The organism is Limimaricola pyoseonensis (genome assembly GCF_900102015.1).
Classification (GTDB): Bacteria; Pseudomonadota; Alphaproteobacteria; order Rhodobacterales; family Rhodobacteraceae; genus Limimaricola; species Limimaricola pyoseonensis.
Genome location: NZ_FNAT01000008.1, coordinates 155,806 through 169,773, shown reverse-complemented (window position 1 = coordinate 169,773; position 13,968 = coordinate 155,806). Strand labels below are relative to the sequence as shown.

Sequence of the window (13,968 nt, the reverse complement as noted above, 5' to 3'; positions counted from 1 at the left end):
ATCGGCAGCTTCCGCCTGATCGAGGCGTTGCGCGCCACGCCTTGCGCGCATCTGATGATGGCCTCGACCTCCTCGGCCTACGGCGCCGAGACCGAAATGCCCTACTGCGAGGACATGGCCGCGAACTGGCCCGTCTCGTTCTACGCCGCGACCAAGAAGGCGAACGAGGCGATGGCGCACAGCTACGCGCATCTCTACGGCATCCCGACCACCATGTTCCGCTTCTTCACGGTCTACGGGCCGTGGGGGCAGCCGGACATGGCGCTGTTCAAGTTCACCCGCGCGATCCTCGCGGGCGAGCCGATCGACCTCTACAACCACGGCCGGATGCGGCGCGACTTCACCTATGTCGAGGACCTGGTCGAGGGGTTGCTCAGGCTCTCGGGCCGCCCGCCCGAGGGCCCCGGCGCGCGCGGCCCGGCGATCGCCGGCGACAGCCTGTCGCCGGTGGCGCCGTGGCGGGTGGTCAACATCGGGCATGGCGCGCCGCAGGTGCTGGGCGATTTCGTCGCCGCGATCGAGGCGGCCACGGGGCGCGCCGCGATCCGCAACCTGATGGAGATCCAGCCCGGCGACGTGCCGGCGACATGGGCCGACACGGGCCTGCAGGAGGCGCTGATCGGCAAGCTGCCGAAGACGCCGCTGGCCGAGGGCGTGGCGAATTTCGTGGCGTGGTATCGCCACCACTACCGCGTCTGAGCCGCCATTCTTCGGAAAATCTTGATGCTGCCTCGCGCCGGCCTCGCTTGGCGCGGCCGCGGCCCCGCGTCTAGGATGGCCGGCGCAAGTTTCGAGGGAGCATGATGCAAGATTTCGCCATCCTGTGGGACTGGGCCGGCTTCGCCGTGCGCTGGCTCCACGTCATCACCGCCATCGCCTGGATCGGGTCGAGCTTCTATTTCGTGGCGCTCGACCTCGGGCTGAGGAAGGCGCCCGACCTGCCGCCCGGCGCGCATGGCGAGGAGTGGCAGGTGCATGGCGGCGGCTTCTACCACATCCGCAAGTATCTCGTGGCGCCCGACGCGATGCCCGAGCACCTGACATGGTTCAAGTGGGAGAGCTACGCGACCTGGCTCTCGGGCGCGGCGCTTCTGATGATCGTCTACTGGGTGGGCGCTGAGCTGTATCTCATCGACCCGTCCAAGGCCGACCTCGCGGTCTGGCAGGGCATCCTGATCTCGGCGGGTTCGCTGACCATCGGCTGGCTGGTCTACGACTTCCTGTGCAAGTCGGGTCTGGGCGAGCGGCCGACGCTCTTGATGCTGCTGCTGTTCGCGCTGCTCGTCGCGATGAGCTGGGGCTACGACCAAGTCTTCACCGGCCGTGCGGCGCTGCTGCATCTGGGTGCCTTCACCGCGACGATCATGACCGCCAACGTCTTCCTGATCATCATGCCGAACCAGCGGATCGTGGTGGCGGACCTGAAGGCGGGCCGCAAGCCGGACCCGAAATACGGCAAGATCGCCAAGCTGCGCTCGACGCACAACAACTACCTGACCCTGCCGGTCGTGTTCCTGATGCTGTCGAACCACTACCCGCTGGCCTTCGCCACCGAGTATTCGTGGATCATCGCGGCGCTGGTCTTCCTGATGGGCGTCACGATCCGGCACTACTTCAACACCCGCCACGCCACCGGCCGCGGCCCGCACTGGACCTGGGGCGCGACGGCGATCATCTTCCTCGTCCTCGCATGGCTCTCGACCGCGCCGATGTGGGGCTCCTACGAGGAGGCCGAGGCGCGCCCCATGACCGCCTACGAGCAGCGCTTCGCGGAGGCCGAGGGCTTCCACGAGGCGGAGCGGATCGTCGTCGGCCGCTGCTCGATGTGCCACGCGCGCGAGCCGGTGTGGGACGGCATCCGCTGGGCGCCCAAGGGCGTGGTGCTGGAGACGCCGCAGGACATCGCGCAGAACGCCCGCGCGATCTACCTGCAGGCCGGGGTCAGCCACGCCATGCCGCCGGCGAACCTCACCGAGATCTCCGACGAGGACCGCCGGGCGCTGGTGCGCTGGTACCGGGCCGGGCAGGGGGCCTGAGCCCGCCACTTGCGACGGATTGTGGTCGCCTCGATCCCGGTCCCGGCCTTAGGCTGGGGCCGGGATCTTTCGTTTCGGAGGGGACGGCATGGGCATGAGGCTGGCCACAATCGGCTACGAGAGCGCGACGCTGGCGGAGGTGATCGCGAAGCTGCGCGCGGCCGGGGTCGCGGTGGTGATCGACGTGCGCGCCGTCGCGGCCTCGCGCCGGGCGGGGTTCTCCAAGACCATGCTGCGCGCCTCGCTCGAGGAGGCCGGGATCGGCTACGAGCACCTGCGCGGCCTCGGCACGCCGAAGCCGGGCCGGGAGGCCGCGCGCAAGGGGCGCATCGACGAGATGGAGGAGATCTTCGCCGCCCACATGGCGACGCCCGAGGCGCAGGACGCGCTGGCGCTTGCCACGCAGATCGCCAGCGAACGCCCCGCGGCGCTGCTGTGCTACGAGGCCTGCGCCGCGGGCTGCCACCGCCGGATCGTCGCGGGGCTGATCCGCGACGCCACGGGCTGCGACGTCACGGATCTCTGAGGCCGCCTCAGCCCTTGGCGCGGCGCAGCATGCCGAAGAGGTCGCGGGTGTCGTCGGGGTCGGCCAGCAGGTCGAGCATCTGGTAGGCGCCGGTGCGGTCGAGCTGGTCGCGCACGTAGCGCAGCGCCGAGAAATCCTCGATCGCGAAGCCGACGCTGTCGAACAGCGTGATCTGGTCGGCCGAGCGGCGGCCCTGCTTCTTGCCGGTGATCACCTCCCACATCTCGGTGACCTGGTGGTCGGGGTCGAGCTGCTGGATTTCGCCTTCGATCCGGGTCTGCTCGGGGTATTCGACGAAGATGTCCGAGCGCATCAGGATGTCGCGGTGCAGCTCGGTCTTGCCCGGGCAGTCGCCGCCGATCGCGTTGATGTGCACGCCGGCGCCCACCATGTTGTCGGTCAGGATCGTCGCGTACTGCTTGTCGGCGGTGCAGGTGGTGATGATCTCGGCGCCCGCCACCGCCTCCTCGCCGGTCTCGCAGGCGGTGACCTCGAGCCCGCTGTCGGAGAGGTTGAACACCGCCTTCTTGGTGGCGAGCGGGTCGATGTCGTAGATCCGCACCTTCTCGATCCCGAGCATCTCCTGGAAGGCCAGCGCCTGGAACTCGCATTGCGCGCCGGCGCCGATCATCGCGAGGGTCTTGGCGTTCTTCGGCGCGAGGTGCCTGGCGACCATGGCCGAGGTGGCGGCGGTGCGCAGAGCGGTCAGAACCGTCATCTCCGACAGGAGGATCGGGTAGCCGGTGTCGACGCGGGCCAGCACGCCGAAGGCGGTGACGGTCTGGAAGCCGCGCTTGAGGTTGGAGGGGTGGCCGTTGACGTATTTGAAGCCGTAGGTCTCGCCGTCCGAGGTCGGCATCAGCTCGATCACGCCCTCCTTGGAGTGGCTGGCCACGCGCGGCGTCTTGTCGAAGCTCTCCCAGCGGCGGAAGTCGTCCTCGATATAGGCCGCCAGTTCGGCCATCAGCTTCCGCGGCCCGATCGCGTTCACCATCTCCATCATCTGCGCGACGGAGACGAAGGGCACCATGGCGAGCTGGGAGGGGGCGGGGGCGTCGGTCATGTCTCACTCCTGAAGGGGCGGAAAGGGGCGGTTTCGCCCGATCTTGGGCGATTTTCGGCGCGCGGGGGAGGGGTCTTGTTGTGCAGAACGCACCGTTTTCCTATCAGGTTGCCAAGTGAACCGACGGATTGCGAAATGAGCGAGCTCGACCCGACCGACCGCCGCCTCGTGGCGCTGCTGCGGCAGGACGCGCGGATGCCGGTGACGGCGCTGGCGGCCGAGCTGGGGCTGTCGCGCGCCACGGTGAGCGCGCGGATCGAACGGCTGCGCGCCACCGGCGCGATCCGCCGCTTCACGCTGGAGCTGGGCACGCCCGACGCCGACGACCTCGTGCGCGCGGTGATGCTGATCGAGCTGCAGGGCCCGCAGGCGCGCGGCGTCGCGGCGCGGCTCAGGCGGATGCGGCAGGTCTCGGAGCTGCATTCGACCAACGGCGCGTGGGACCTCGTGGCGCGGATCGAGGCGGCCTCTTTGTCGGAGTTCGACCGGGTGCTGGGCGACATCCGCGAGATCCCGGGCGTGCTGAACTCGGAGACCTGCCTGCTGCTGAACCGGGCAGGGTGAGCCTAGCGCATCGCCTCGAGCGCGGCGCGGCTCTCGGCACGGACCACGTCGCGGTAATAGGCGACGAGGGTGGGCGGCGTGGCGCCGCCGCCGAGCCGCTGCACGAAGCTGCGGTAGAGACCGTACTTGAAGTAGATCTCCCCGCGCGGGTCGTTGGTCGTCCGCCCCTGGTAGGCGTCGACCAGCTGGCCGTTGATCCAGATCCGGTAGTAGCCGGACGGATCGGGCGACCAGCGCGCCTGCATCGTGATCTCGGTCAGCTGGCCGATCATGCGGCTGCGCGGCCAGATGTCTTTGACCCGGTGCATCGGCAGCGGGTTCATCGGGTCCGTGTCCCAGCGCACCGGGTCGGGCATGGTGATCTGCAGCGCGTCCTCGTGGAGGTCGAACAACAGCTCGGGGCCGCTGTCGCCGCGCTGGTGGAACTGCCCCAGCTTGGTCAGGACGCGGCCGGTCGCCGGGAAGTCGGGCGGCAGGTAGACGGTCCAGCCATACCACCATTCGCTGTTCTGGCGCTGGCCGGGCGAGCGCTCGGAGAACTCGACCCGCTCGCGGTCGGTGCGGCAGTCGTCAGTGTAGCGGCTCTCGCAATCGCCTGCGCGCAGCTCGAAGCGTTCGCCACGCGTGCCGTCCTGGAACCGCACGATCTGATGCGACCACGGCTTGCCGGCGCTCTGCAGCGTCATCGGGCCGAAGCCCCGCGCGAGCGATTGATCGGCGGCTGACGGTTCAGCGGAGGCGAGGCCCATGATCAGGGCGAGAAGGGGGGCGGCGAGGCGGTATCGGGCAAAGGGGTACATGGGCGAACACATCCAACGGGCACAACTGCAATGCATCATACACCACGACGTGCATGTCGTGGACCCGTCCGCGCGACCGCCTGAGGCACCGGCCGCGGGCCGGGCGGGCTAGCCGGCCGCGCCGCGCAGCTTGTCCAGCAGCCGCGCCAGCTCGGCGGCCTCGCCCGGATCGAGGCGCTCGCCGATCTCGGCGGCGAGAAAGCGGGCATAGGCCGGCCACATCGCCGCGCGCTGCGCGCGGCCGGCCGCGGTCGGCACGATCACCTGCCCGCGCGCGTCGCCGGGGCAGGGGCGGCGTTCCAGAAGCCCCGCCCGCACCATCCGGTCGAGCAGCCGCGAGGTGCCGTATTGGGGCAGGAGCAGCCGGTCCTTCAGCGCCACCGGGCGGATGCCGCCCGGGCCCGCCTTCTCGACCGCGAGCAGCGCGTCGTACCACGCGAGCGGCGGGTGGCCTTCGGATTTCAGGGCGCGCTCGGCGCGCTCCAGCAGCTCGCGGCTCGTGGTGGCGAGCGCGACCCAGGCGGCGATGGTGGCGTCGTCGGGCGTCATGACGCGGCCTCCTCACGAAGATGCAACTGCATCTATCTTGACGCAGGGGCGGCTCGGGCGCAAGTTGATGCATGTGCATCTATATCGGGAGTCACGATGATGACACGGCATTCTCCTGAAGATCTCGGCGTGTTCCTGTTGCGGGTCGCGCTCGGGGTGATGTTCCTGGCCCACAGCCTGCTTCTGAAGCTGGTGGTGTTCGGCCTGCCCGGCACGGCGGCCTTCTTCGTCTCGCTCGGCCTGCCGGGCTGGTCGGCCTATCTCGTCTTCGCGGTCGAGGTGGCGGCGGGTTTCATGCTGGTCCTCGGCCTGCAGACCCGCTTTGCGGCGCTGGCGGTGCTGCCGATCCTGCTGGGCGCGACATGGGCGCATTCGGGCCATGGCTGGATGTTCGCCAACCCGAACGGTGGCTGGGAATACCCGGCCTACCTGGCGCTGCTGGCGGTGGCGCAGCTGCTGCTGGGCGACGGCGCCTTCGCGCTCGGCCGCTCTGGCGCGTTGCGCCTGCCGGCGCCGCGGGGTCGCGCGGCGGGGTGAGCCGGGCCGACCATAGGGTTGAATCCGCGCGCCGGGCGGAGGCTGCTATCCTGCCGCCGCCAAGGCATGGGAGAGACCAGATGACACGGTTCGGATGGATGATGGCCGCGGCGCTCGCCTGGGCGGGCGCCGCGGCGCAGGCGCAGGAGGCGGAGATGAGCTTCTTCGTGACCAGCGCCAACCCGGGGCAGGGCGGCGATCTCGGCGGGCTGGAAGGCGCGGACGCGCATTGCCAGTCGCTGGCCGAGGCGGCCGGGGCCTCGGGCACGTGGCGGGCCTACCTGTCGAGCTCGGCCGAGGATGCGCGCGACCGGATCGGCACGGGGCCGTGGCACAACGCCGAAGGGGTCGAGATCGCGGCCGACCTCGAGGCGCTGCATGGCGAGGGCAACGCGATCTCGAAGGAGACCGCGCTCGACGAGACGGGGGCGGTGGTGAACGGGCGCGGCGACAGCCCGAACCGGCACGACATCCTCACCGGCTCGATGGCCGACGGCACCGCGGCCGAGCAGACCTGCGAGGACTGGACCGCGGGCGGCGAGGGTTCGGCCATGGTCGGGCATCACGACCGGATGGGGCTCGACGAGTCGGACGCGGCGAAGTCGTGGAACGCCTCGCATCCCTCGCGCGGCTGCGATCTCGAGGCGCTGCGCGGCACCGGCGGCGACGGGCTGTTCTACTGCTTCAGGGCCGAGTGATCGGCCCGGCCCGGCGTTGCCGGGCCGGGCGCCTGTCGCGGCCGTCAGACCGGCATGGCGTGGCGGGCCTGGCTGCGGGCCAGCTCGACCGTGTTGTCGAGCAGGTCGGTCTCGGTGGCGCTGGCCTCGCGGGCGAGGTGGCCGGCGCAGTTGCCGCACAGCGCCATCCAGTCGCGCATGTCGGCGCCGAGCCGCTCCTGCGCGCCGTCCTGCCAACGGCCGATCGCGGCGGTGATGCGGTCCGGGTCGGCGCTCAGCATCTCGGTCGACAGCTCGGCCATCGCCGCGATCATGCGCTGGCGCCGGGCGAACCAGCCTTCGGCGAAGATCCGGCCCTCGTCGAGCATCTGCTCCTGCGCGCGGCGCAGATGCGCGAGATGCGGCAGGTCGAAGGGCTGCGGTACGGTCGCGCCCGCGGCGGGGCGGCGGTCGGCGGGTGGGGTCTTGCGGGACATCTCGAACCTCCCTGGCGAGATTGACGCAGGCGCGAGTCTACCGCGTCGGGGCGAGGCGTCCACAGCAAGCCGCGCGGTGCGGGGCGGGCGGCGCGGGCCCTTGGGAAACCGCTCGAATGGCAGGCCAAATTCCCGCTCATCGCCCGATCCTGCGGCGGGGTCGACACGCCGGGGAGGAGGCGCGCGCGAATCGGCCGCGCGGGGCGTGCGCGCCGTGACGCGCTCCGGTGTGTATCCGCCCGCGGGTCCGTCAGCCGGGGCTGCTCATCCGCAGAAGCTCGGCCAGGCTTTCGCGCGCGCTCGGCCCTTGCGAGGCGTCGGTGACATGGGCGAGCCATGCGCCGTCGGCGGCGAGGCGGATCATCGCCAGCCGGGTGCCGCCATCGGTGTCGGCGTGGCGCGCGAGCCGCCCGGCGATCCAGCCCGACCAGACCTCGCGCAGCCCCGGCTCGGCCAGCATGGCGAGCGCCGGCGCGGCGAAGGGGGCGGCCTCGCCCAGCACCTCGCCGCCCAGCATCGCCGCGACATAGGCGCGGGTGAAGCGGCCCTCCCGCGCCGGGTCGGCGGCGAGCCGGGCGTCGATCTCGGCGTCGAGCCGGTCGAGGAAGTCGCGCGCCATCGCCTCGAGCAGCGCGTCGCGGCTGGCGAAGTGGTGGAACAGACCGCCCTTGGTGACGCCGGCGGCGCGCGCCACCTGCTGCAGGCTGAGCCCGGCAAGGCCGCGCTCGAGCGCGAGGCGCAGCGCGCAGTCGAGCAGCGCCTGGCGGGTGCGCTCGGGATCGCGGGTGGTGGCCATCAGTGGCCGGTGCTGCCGGAGAACAGGTTCATCACCAGCACGCCGCCGACGATCATCGCGATGCCGGCGATGGCCGGCAGGTCGAGCCGCTGGCCCAGCAGCACCGCGCCGATCGCGGCGGTGAGCACGATGCCGAGGCCGGCCCAGATCGCGTAGGCGACGCCGAGCGGGATCACCCGCAGCGTCAGCGCCAGCAGGTAGAAGGACACGACGTAGAGCGCCACCATGCCCAGCGTCGGGGCGAGCCGGGTGAAGCCGTCGGATTTCTGCAGCAGGGTCGAGCCGCTGACCTCGGCGACGATCGCGAGCGCCAGGGTGCCGTAGGCGAGGGAGAGGGACATGCGTGTCTCCGTGGGAATCGGGTTCGGGCATTACATACCGGACGGTCGGTATGTCCGCAAGGGGCCGGAAACTCTGTCGCGGTTTGCCGCGCCTCGGGGCGGATTGCGCCGCAATCGCGGTGTCTGAGGGGGCGGAGTCACAAGGAGGAGTCCTCTATGACCATCCACAACATCGGCCAGTCGCTCGGGGCGATCTGGCAGGCCGCGCAGAACGCGCTGAGCACGAGCAATACCGGCAATGACGACGATGGCGGCGACGGCGCCGCCGTCGCCCCCGCCGCCGCCACGGACCCCGGCCCGGCGGTGGTGATCGACATCTCGGAGCCGGCCGCACCGGCTTCGGCGGGCGCGGCGCAGGGGGCGTCCGGTGACGGCGCGGCGTCGGGCGGCGGTTCGGCCGCGGGGGTTGCCAAGACCCCGGCGCAGGCCGGCCCGACGGGCACGGCCGCGACGGCGCAGGAGAGTGGCGAGGCCGGCGCGACCGACGCCGCGCGGGCCGAGGCGATGCGGCTTCGCGAGAGCCTGCTGCGCGACGGCGTCGTCGCCTCGATCGGCGTGGTCGAAGGCGGGGCGAAGCTGGCGCTCGAACCGGTCGAGGCCGACGCCAAGGGGCGGGCCGAGGCGGCCTATGCCGCCAGCGCCGCGCCGAAGGGCGAGAGCGAAAGCGGGGCCGAACGGCCCGGCCGCGCCGCCTGACGAGCGAAACCGCCGCCCCCCGGTGAGAGGAGGGCGGCGGTCCGTGGTCCCGCCCCGGCCAGGCCCGGCCGGGCGGGGGTTCACTCGGCGGCGAACTGGTTCATCGTGTTGGCCGCGCCGCCGGCCTTCAGCGCCCGGTCGCCGCCGACCATCTCCTTGAAGCTGTCGCCCAGATCCGAGCCGACCTCGTGCTGGTGGCGCACCGCCGAGATGCCGCGCCGGATCTCCTCGCGCTGGACGGTCGCGACATAGGCCAGCATCCGGTCCTCGCCGAAATAGCCGCGCGACAGCTCGTCCACCGACTTGGCGGTCAGGTGGAAGGTCGGCAGCGTGATCAGGTTGTGGAACACGCCGGCCCTGGTCGAGATGTCGTACTGGAACCGCTTGAGCCGGGCGTCGGCCTCGCGGCCGAGATCGGTGGCGTCGTAATCGGCCTTCATGAGCGCGGTGCCGTCCGGGTAGTCGGTCTCGGCGATCCTGCCTTCCGCGATCCAGTCGGCGCGCACCTGCTTGCGCAGGTTGAGCGTCCAGTTGAACGAGGGCGAGTTGTTGTAGACCAGCTTCGCGTGCGGCGCCTTCTCGCGGATCTCGGCCACCATCGAGGCGATCTCGGCGACGTTCGGGGTGTCGGTCTCGATCCAGATCAGGTCGGCGCCGCCGTCGTTGAGCGAGGCGACGCAATCCTCGATCACCCGCGCCCGGCCGGTGCCCTCCTTGAAGCGCACGAGGCCGTTCGGCAGCCGCGCGGGCTTGGCCCAGCCGCCGTCACGCCAAAGCGCGATCTCGCCCTCGGTCGGCTGGCCCGAAAAGCTCTCGGTCTCGATCCACTTGAGGTACTCGGCCGCGTGGTCGCCGGGCTGCTGGCTCACCGGGATCTTCTGGGTGAGGCCGGCGCCGAGGCTGTCGGTGCGCGCGACGATCACGCCCTCGGGCACGCCCAGCTCCTCGAAGGCCAGGCGGCAGGCGCGCAGCTTCTCGATGAAGTCCTCGCGCGGGACCGTCACCTTGCCGTCCTGGTGGCCGCACTGCTTGGCGTCGGACACCTGGTTCTCGATCTGCAGGCAGCAGGCGCCGGCCTTGATCAGCTCGCGCGCCAGCAGGTAGGTCGCGTGCTCGTTGCCGAAGCCCGCGTCGATGTCGGCGACGATCGGCACGACGTGGCTTTCGAAGTTGTCGATCGCGGCGATGGCCTCGCGCTCGGCCTGCGGGTCGCCCGCCTTGCGCGCGGCGTTGAGGGCGCGGAACAGGTCGTTCATCTCGACCTCGTCGGCCTGCCGCAGCGAGACGTAGATCTCCTCGATCAGGTCGGCCACGGCGGTCTTTTCATGCATCGACTGGTCGGGAAGGTGGCCCCAGCGATTGCGCAGGCCCGCGACCATCCAGCCCGAGAGGTAGACATAGGCCCCCTTGGTGGTGCCGCGCAGCCGCTTGACCGAGCGGATCATCTGCTGGGCGTGAAAGCCCGACCAGCAGCCCAAGGATTGCGTGAAATGCTCGGGGTCGGCGTCGTAGGCGGCCATGTCGGCGCGCATCACCTTCGACATGGCGCGGGCGATGTCGAGATGGGTGTCGAAGCTGTTCTGCATCTGCAGCTGCAGGATGTCGTCGAGGCCGACGCCGCCGGGCGCCGCGCCGTCGGGAAAGCGCGATTGCAGCGCGGCGCGTCGTTCGGCGTAGCTCTGGCGGGGCGTGGGGGTGGTCTGGGTCATGGTCGGTCCTTGGATGGCAAGAGGGGTGTGGCGGGGGGCGGCGGCGTCGGGCGCGCGCCCCCCGCGCGGGGTCAGTCGAGCGTGTCGATCAGCGGGGCGGCGAGCCGCGCCACGTGGTCGGGCGGCGTGGAGGCGGAGGCCGCCTCCTGCACGATGCGGGCGGCCGAGGCGTAGCGGCCGCGGTGGAAGCTGTGCGGCCCGAGCCATTCGACGAGGCTGACGATCTCCTCGTGGATCAGCTCGGCCAGCCAGTCGGCGGTCATCGGGCGGGCGCCCATCGGCGTCTCGACCGTGGCGCCGTGGCGCAGCCACTGGCCCAGCCTCGCGCGGGCGAGGTCGGCCGAGGCGAGCCCATGCGTCGCCTCGCCGATCCGCACCGGGCCGCGCCCGGCGATCCAGGCGGCGAGCGCGGCGATGGCGACATGCACCGTGGCGCGCAGCCCGTCCTCGGTGACGGCGCCCTGATGCGGGCGCAGCAGCATCTCGGGCTCGATCCGGAAATACTGGCGCGGCCGGCCGATCTGGTGCGCGTCCGGCAGCGCCGCGGCGATGGCGGCGCGGGCGGGCTTGATGCGCTCGGGCTGGTCGAGGCGGATGCCGTCGCAGCCCTCGTCGAAGGGCGCGCGCAGCCTCTCGTCGGCCTCGGGCGCCTCGGCGATGGCATGGGTGCCGCGGCGATGCGCGACCTTGACCATGCGCGCGGCGCAGGTGCCGAGGAAGGCGGCATCGGGGTCGAGCCGGTCGGGCAGGAGCCGGTCGGGATGGGCGCGCACCAGCCGCAGATAGGCGGCGGCGAGATCGGCGCGGCGCATGGTCAGGCCGATCGCGCGGTCGCGCATCTCCCACAGCATCTCGTCCATCTCGAAGGCGGCGCCGGGGGTCTCGACCGACAGCTCCACGCGGATCGTGTTCGGCGCGAGGCCGAGATGCTCTTCGCAGAGATCGAGGATCTCGGCCCAGAGCTTGGCGTCGCGATGGCCGTCGAGACGGCCGATCTGCAGCGCCGGGCCCTGGCCCGCCTCGGCCATCGGGTGGGCGAGATGGCTGAGCAGGAGCGCGAGGTCGAACAGCCCGGCCGAGACCGGCGCGCCGGCGATCATCAGCGCCGGCTCGTCGCGGTCGAGCGGGCGGGGGCGCAGCAGCATCGCGGCGGCGGGCGTGCCGGCAAGCGCCTCGGTCAGCGCGGCGATGCCGGCGACGAGGTTGGCGAAGCCCGCCGGCGTCGCCTCGTCGAGATCGACGGTGAGCACGGCGCCGGTGTCGGCGGCCTGCGCCAGCGCCTCGCCCCTGGCGGCGCAGGCGAGGCCGAGCCGGCGGTCGCGGAAGGCCACGGGCGCGGGCGCGCAGGACCAGACGCCCTTGCGGGTGCCGGCGGTCTCTTCGAGGTAGTCGGGCAGGCGGCCCTCGTCGGCGCGCTCCTGCCGGCGCTGCCGGGCGACGGCGAGCGCCTCGAGCTTGTGGCCGAAGCGGGTCTGCAGCAGCGCCGCGAGGCCGAGCGCGTCCTGCGTCAGGACGCGGTCCTGCCCGGGCACGTCGCGCAGCAGCACCGGCTGCGGGGCGGGGCGGGTCTGTGCGAGGTCGAGCGACATGATCTGACCTTTCGGTTGCTCTGGCCCGGCCGACGCCGGACCTCCTGTCTGTAAGGTTAGTCAGGTCATCTCGCATCCGCAGCATAATTTTGTTGCTGACGGGTAATCATGTAAGTAATGTCAGCGGTAAGAATGAAATATTGTTAGTGGTGTCAGATGTCGGACCGCGGCGCAAAACTGATGATCGGGCCGCGGCTCAAGGGGCTGCGGGTGTCGCTGGGGCTGACCCAGGCGCAGATGGCGGCGCGGCTCGGCGTGTCGTCGAGCTACGTCACGCTGATGGAGGGCAACCAGCGCCCGGCCAGCGCCAAGCTGCTGGTCAAGCTGGCGGAAGCCTTCGACATCAACGTCGCAGAGCTCGCGCCCGAGACCGACGCGCAGCTCGCCTCCGACCTCGCCGCGGCGCTGCGCGACCCCTCGCTCGAGGCCCGGGTCGGCCGGGTCGAGATCGAGCAGGCGCTCGCCGCCGCGCCGAACGTGGCGGCGGCGCTGGTGCGGCTGCACGACCGCTACCGCCAGCTGGTGCTGTCGCGGCAGTCGGAGGCCAACCCGCTTGCCGATCGCGACAAGGTCGAGGTGCTGGAGGAGGGCTCGCGCGCGGTGCAGGCGGTGCGCGGCTGGCTCTATGCGCGGCGCAACCATGTCGACCGGCTCGACCGCGCCGCCGAGGCGATGGCCGAGGAGATGCGGCTGCACCGCTCGGAGCCGCACACCGCCCTGACCGAGCGGCTGCGCGGCCACGGCGTGCGGGTGCGCATCCTGCCGGCCGAGGTGATGGCCGGGCGGCTCAGGCAGCACATGGCGCACCGGCAGGAGTTGCGGCTGTCGGAGCTGCTGGCCCAGCCCAGCCGCCGGTTCCAGATGGCGGTGCTCCTGGCGCGGCTCGAGCAGTCGGAGGCTATTGCCGAGGAACTGGCGGATTCGGGCCTCACCGACCCTTCGGCGCTGGCGCTGGCGCGGGTGACGCTGGCCAACTACTTCGCGGCGGCGCTGCTCATGCCCTATGGCCGCTTCCTTTCGGCCTGCGAGGCGGCGCGCTACGACGTCGAGATGCTGGGCCACCGCTTCGGCGCCAGCTACGAGCAGGTGGCGCATCGGTTGACGACGCTGCAGCGCGAGGGCGCGCGCGGCGTGCCGTTCTTCTTCGTGCGGGTCGACCAAGCGGGCAACATCTCCAAGCGGTTCAGCGCCGGGCGGTTTCCCTTCTCCTCCTTCGGCGGCACCTGCCCGCTGTGGAACATCCACGCCGCCTTCGAGGCGCCCGACCGGGTGCAGACGCAGGTGATCTCGATGCCCGACGGCGCGCGCTACTTCTCGATCGCGCGCACCGTCACCCGCCATGGCGGCACGCTGGGCCAGCGCGCGACGCGGCTCGCCATCGGCCTGGGCTGCGACGTCGCCTACGCGCCGCGCCTCGCCCATGCCGAGGGGCTGGATCTCGAGCGCGTCACGCCCACCGGCATCGGCGTCAACTGCTACCTCTGCGAACGGCCGAACTGCGCCAGCCGGGCGCATGCGCCGGTCAACCGGCGGCTGATGGTGGACGAAAGCGTGCGCGGGCTGGCGATCTACGGCTTCGAGTAGCGCCGCGGCCCCGGACGGGCCGGCA

16 protein-coding genes are annotated in these 13,968 nt (G+C 71.5%); 8 read left to right on the top strand and 8 right to left on the bottom strand.

What is annotated here, in order from left to right:
• The 3 genes from BLT43_RS15725 to BLT43_RS15715 form a co-directional block, all read left to right on the top strand.
• On the top strand, positions 1–699 hold a 699-nt coding region (locus tag BLT43_RS15725), incomplete at its 5' end, for an NAD-dependent epimerase/dehydratase family protein (protein ID WP_090114368.1).
• Positions 700–803: 104 nt separating this feature from the next.
• A complete protein-coding gene (locus tag BLT43_RS15720; protein ID WP_090114391.1) occupies positions 804–2,036 on the top strand; it encodes a urate hydroxylase PuuD in 1,233 nt (410 codons plus the stop codon).
• A 94-nt stretch (positions 2,037–2,130) separates the two neighbouring features.
• The gene (locus tag BLT43_RS15715) at positions 2,131–2,562 is read left to right on the top strand and encodes a DUF488 domain-containing protein (RefSeq protein ID WP_090114389.1); all 432 of its coding nucleotides are present in this window, start codon (positions 2,131–2,133) and stop codon (positions 2,560–2,562) included.
• Between the two features lie 7 nt (positions 2,563–2,569).
• Here the strand turns inward: BLT43_RS15715 and BLT43_RS15710 are convergent, their stop codons facing one another.
• Complete coding sequence (locus BLT43_RS15710; protein ID WP_090114367.1) at positions 2,570–3,625, bottom strand: ornithine cyclodeaminase; 1,056 nt, start codon at positions 3,623–3,625, stop codon at positions 2,570–2,572.
• A 135-nt stretch (positions 3,626–3,760) separates the two neighbouring features.
• Between BLT43_RS15710 and BLT43_RS15705 the strand changes: the two genes are divergently transcribed.
• Complete coding sequence (locus tag BLT43_RS15705; protein ID WP_090114366.1) at positions 3,761–4,189, top strand: Lrp/AsnC family transcriptional regulator; 429 nt, start codon at positions 3,761–3,763, stop codon at positions 4,187–4,189.
• A 2-nt stretch (positions 4,190–4,191) separates the two neighbouring features.
• On the opposite strand, the gene BLT43_RS15700 is transcribed toward BLT43_RS15705, so the two are convergent.
• Both BLT43_RS15700 and BLT43_RS15695 read right to left on the bottom strand, forming a co-directional pair.
• Positions 4,192–4,875, bottom strand: coding sequence for a polysaccharide lyase family 20 protein (locus BLT43_RS15700; RefSeq protein WP_165612645.1), 684 nt, complete (start codon positions 4,873–4,875; stop codon positions 4,192–4,194).
• Between the two features lie 222 nt (positions 4,876–5,097).
• Positions 5,098–5,538: a MarR family winged helix-turn-helix transcriptional regulator gene (locus BLT43_RS15695; RefSeq protein WP_090114364.1), complete on the bottom strand. Its 441-nt coding sequence runs from the start codon at positions 5,536–5,538 to the stop codon at positions 5,098–5,100.
• Between the two features lie 96 nt (positions 5,539–5,634).
• Here BLT43_RS15695 and BLT43_RS15690 point away from each other — a divergent pair, with 96 nt between their 5' ends.
• Positions 5,635–6,075 (top strand): DoxX family protein, encoded by a 441-nt coding sequence (locus tag BLT43_RS15690; RefSeq protein ID WP_341349851.1) that lies wholly within the window; start codon positions 5,635–5,637, stop codon positions 6,073–6,075.
• An 80-nt stretch (positions 6,076–6,155) separates the two neighbouring features.
• A complete protein-coding gene (locus BLT43_RS15685) occupies positions 6,156–6,773 on the top strand; it encodes a hypothetical protein (protein WP_090114363.1) in 618 nt (205 codons plus the stop codon).
• A 44-nt stretch (positions 6,774–6,817) separates the two neighbouring features.
• Here the strand turns inward: BLT43_RS15685 and BLT43_RS15680 are convergent, their stop codons facing one another.
• From BLT43_RS15680 to BLT43_RS15670, 3 genes are all read right to left on the bottom strand, one after another.
• A complete protein-coding gene (locus BLT43_RS15680; RefSeq protein WP_090114362.1) occupies positions 6,818–7,228 on the bottom strand; it encodes a hypothetical protein in 411 nt (136 codons plus the stop codon).
• 250 nt (positions 7,229–7,478) lie between these two features.
• Positions 7,479–8,024: a TetR/AcrR family transcriptional regulator gene (locus BLT43_RS15675; RefSeq protein ID WP_090114361.1), complete on the bottom strand. Its 546-nt coding sequence runs from the start codon at positions 8,022–8,024 to the stop codon at positions 7,479–7,481.
• Positions 8,024–8,365 (bottom strand): DMT family transporter, encoded by a 342-nt coding sequence (locus BLT43_RS15670; RefSeq protein WP_090114360.1) that lies wholly within the window; start codon positions 8,363–8,365, stop codon positions 8,024–8,026. Before BLT43_RS15670 ends, BLT43_RS15675 begins: the two co-directional genes overlap by 1 nt.
• A gap of 156 nt (positions 8,366–8,521) precedes the next feature.
• Between BLT43_RS15670 and BLT43_RS15665 the strand changes: the two genes are divergently transcribed.
• Positions 8,522–9,061 (top strand): hypothetical protein, encoded by a 540-nt coding sequence (locus BLT43_RS15665; RefSeq protein WP_090114359.1) that lies wholly within the window; start codon positions 8,522–8,524, stop codon positions 9,059–9,061.
• Positions 9,062–9,141: 80 nt separating this feature from the next.
• Here BLT43_RS15665 and BLT43_RS15660 read toward each other — a convergent pair whose 3' ends face one another.
• Together BLT43_RS15660 and BLT43_RS15655 are read right to left on the bottom strand one after the other, a co-directional pair.
• Complete coding sequence (locus BLT43_RS15660; protein ID WP_090114358.1) at positions 9,142–10,770, bottom strand: isocitrate lyase; 1,629 nt, start codon at positions 10,768–10,770, stop codon at positions 9,142–9,144.
• Between the two features lie 71 nt (positions 10,771–10,841).
• Positions 10,842–12,359 (bottom strand): aldolase/citrate lyase/malate synthase family protein, encoded by a 1,518-nt coding sequence (locus BLT43_RS15655; protein ID WP_090114356.1) that lies wholly within the window; start codon positions 12,357–12,359, stop codon positions 10,842–10,844.
• A 156-nt stretch (positions 12,360–12,515) separates the two neighbouring features.
• Here BLT43_RS15655 and BLT43_RS15650 point away from each other — a divergent pair, with 156 nt between their 5' ends.
• Complete coding sequence (locus BLT43_RS15650; RefSeq protein ID WP_090114355.1) at positions 12,516–13,943, top strand: helix-turn-helix domain-containing protein; 1,428 nt, start codon at positions 12,516–12,518, stop codon at positions 13,941–13,943.
• Positions 13,944–13,968 lie beyond the last annotated feature (25 nt).

What these genes read in the sequence shown, in the direction of transcription:
- BLT43_RS15720 (WP_090114391.1), top strand. Translation starts at nt 804, where the DNA reads ATGCAAGATTTCGCCATCCTGTGGGACTGGGCCGGCTTCGCCGTGCGC.
- BLT43_RS15715 (WP_090114389.1), top strand. Translation starts at nt 2,131, where the DNA reads ATGAGGCTGGCCACAATCGGCTACGAGAGCGCGACGCTGGCGGAGGTG.
- BLT43_RS15710 (WP_090114367.1), bottom strand. Translation starts at nt 3,625, where the DNA reads ATGACCGACGCCCCCGCCCCCTCCCAGCTCGCCATGGTGCCCTTCGTC.
- BLT43_RS15705 (WP_090114366.1), top strand. Translation starts at nt 3,761, where the DNA reads ATGAGCGAGCTCGACCCGACCGACCGCCGCCTCGTGGCGCTGCTGCGG.
- BLT43_RS15700 (WP_165612645.1), bottom strand. Translation starts at nt 4,875, where the DNA reads ATGACGCTGCAGAGCGCCGGCAAGCCGTGGTCGCATCAGATCGTGCGG.
- BLT43_RS15695 (WP_090114364.1), bottom strand. Translation starts at nt 5,538, where the DNA reads ATGACGCCCGACGACGCCACCATCGCCGCCTGGGTCGCGCTCGCCACC.
- BLT43_RS15690 (WP_341349851.1), top strand. Translation starts at nt 5,635, where the DNA reads ATGATGACACGGCATTCTCCTGAAGATCTCGGCGTGTTCCTGTTGCGG.
- BLT43_RS15685 (WP_090114363.1), top strand. Translation starts at nt 6,156, where the DNA reads ATGACACGGTTCGGATGGATGATGGCCGCGGCGCTCGCCTGGGCGGGC.
- BLT43_RS15680 (WP_090114362.1), bottom strand. Translation starts at nt 7,228, where the DNA reads ATGTCCCGCAAGACCCCACCCGCCGACCGCCGCCCCGCCGCGGGCGCG.
- BLT43_RS15675 (WP_090114361.1), bottom strand. Translation starts at nt 8,024, where the DNA reads ATGGCCACCACCCGCGATCCCGAGCGCACCCGCCAGGCGCTGCTCGAC.
- BLT43_RS15670 (WP_090114360.1), bottom strand. Translation starts at nt 8,365, where the DNA reads ATGTCCCTCTCCCTCGCCTACGGCACCCTGGCGCTCGCGATCGTCGCC.
- BLT43_RS15665 (WP_090114359.1), top strand. Translation starts at nt 8,522, where the DNA reads ATGACCATCCACAACATCGGCCAGTCGCTCGGGGCGATCTGGCAGGCC.
- BLT43_RS15660 (WP_090114358.1), bottom strand. Translation starts at nt 10,770, where the DNA reads ATGACCCAGACCACCCCCACGCCCCGCCAGAGCTACGCCGAACGACGC.
- BLT43_RS15655 (WP_090114356.1), bottom strand. Translation starts at nt 12,359, where the DNA reads ATGTCGCTCGACCTCGCACAGACCCGCCCCGCCCCGCAGCCGGTGCTG.
- BLT43_RS15650 (WP_090114355.1), top strand. Translation starts at nt 12,516, where the DNA reads ATGTCGGACCGCGGCGCAAAACTGATGATCGGGCCGCGGCTCAAGGGG.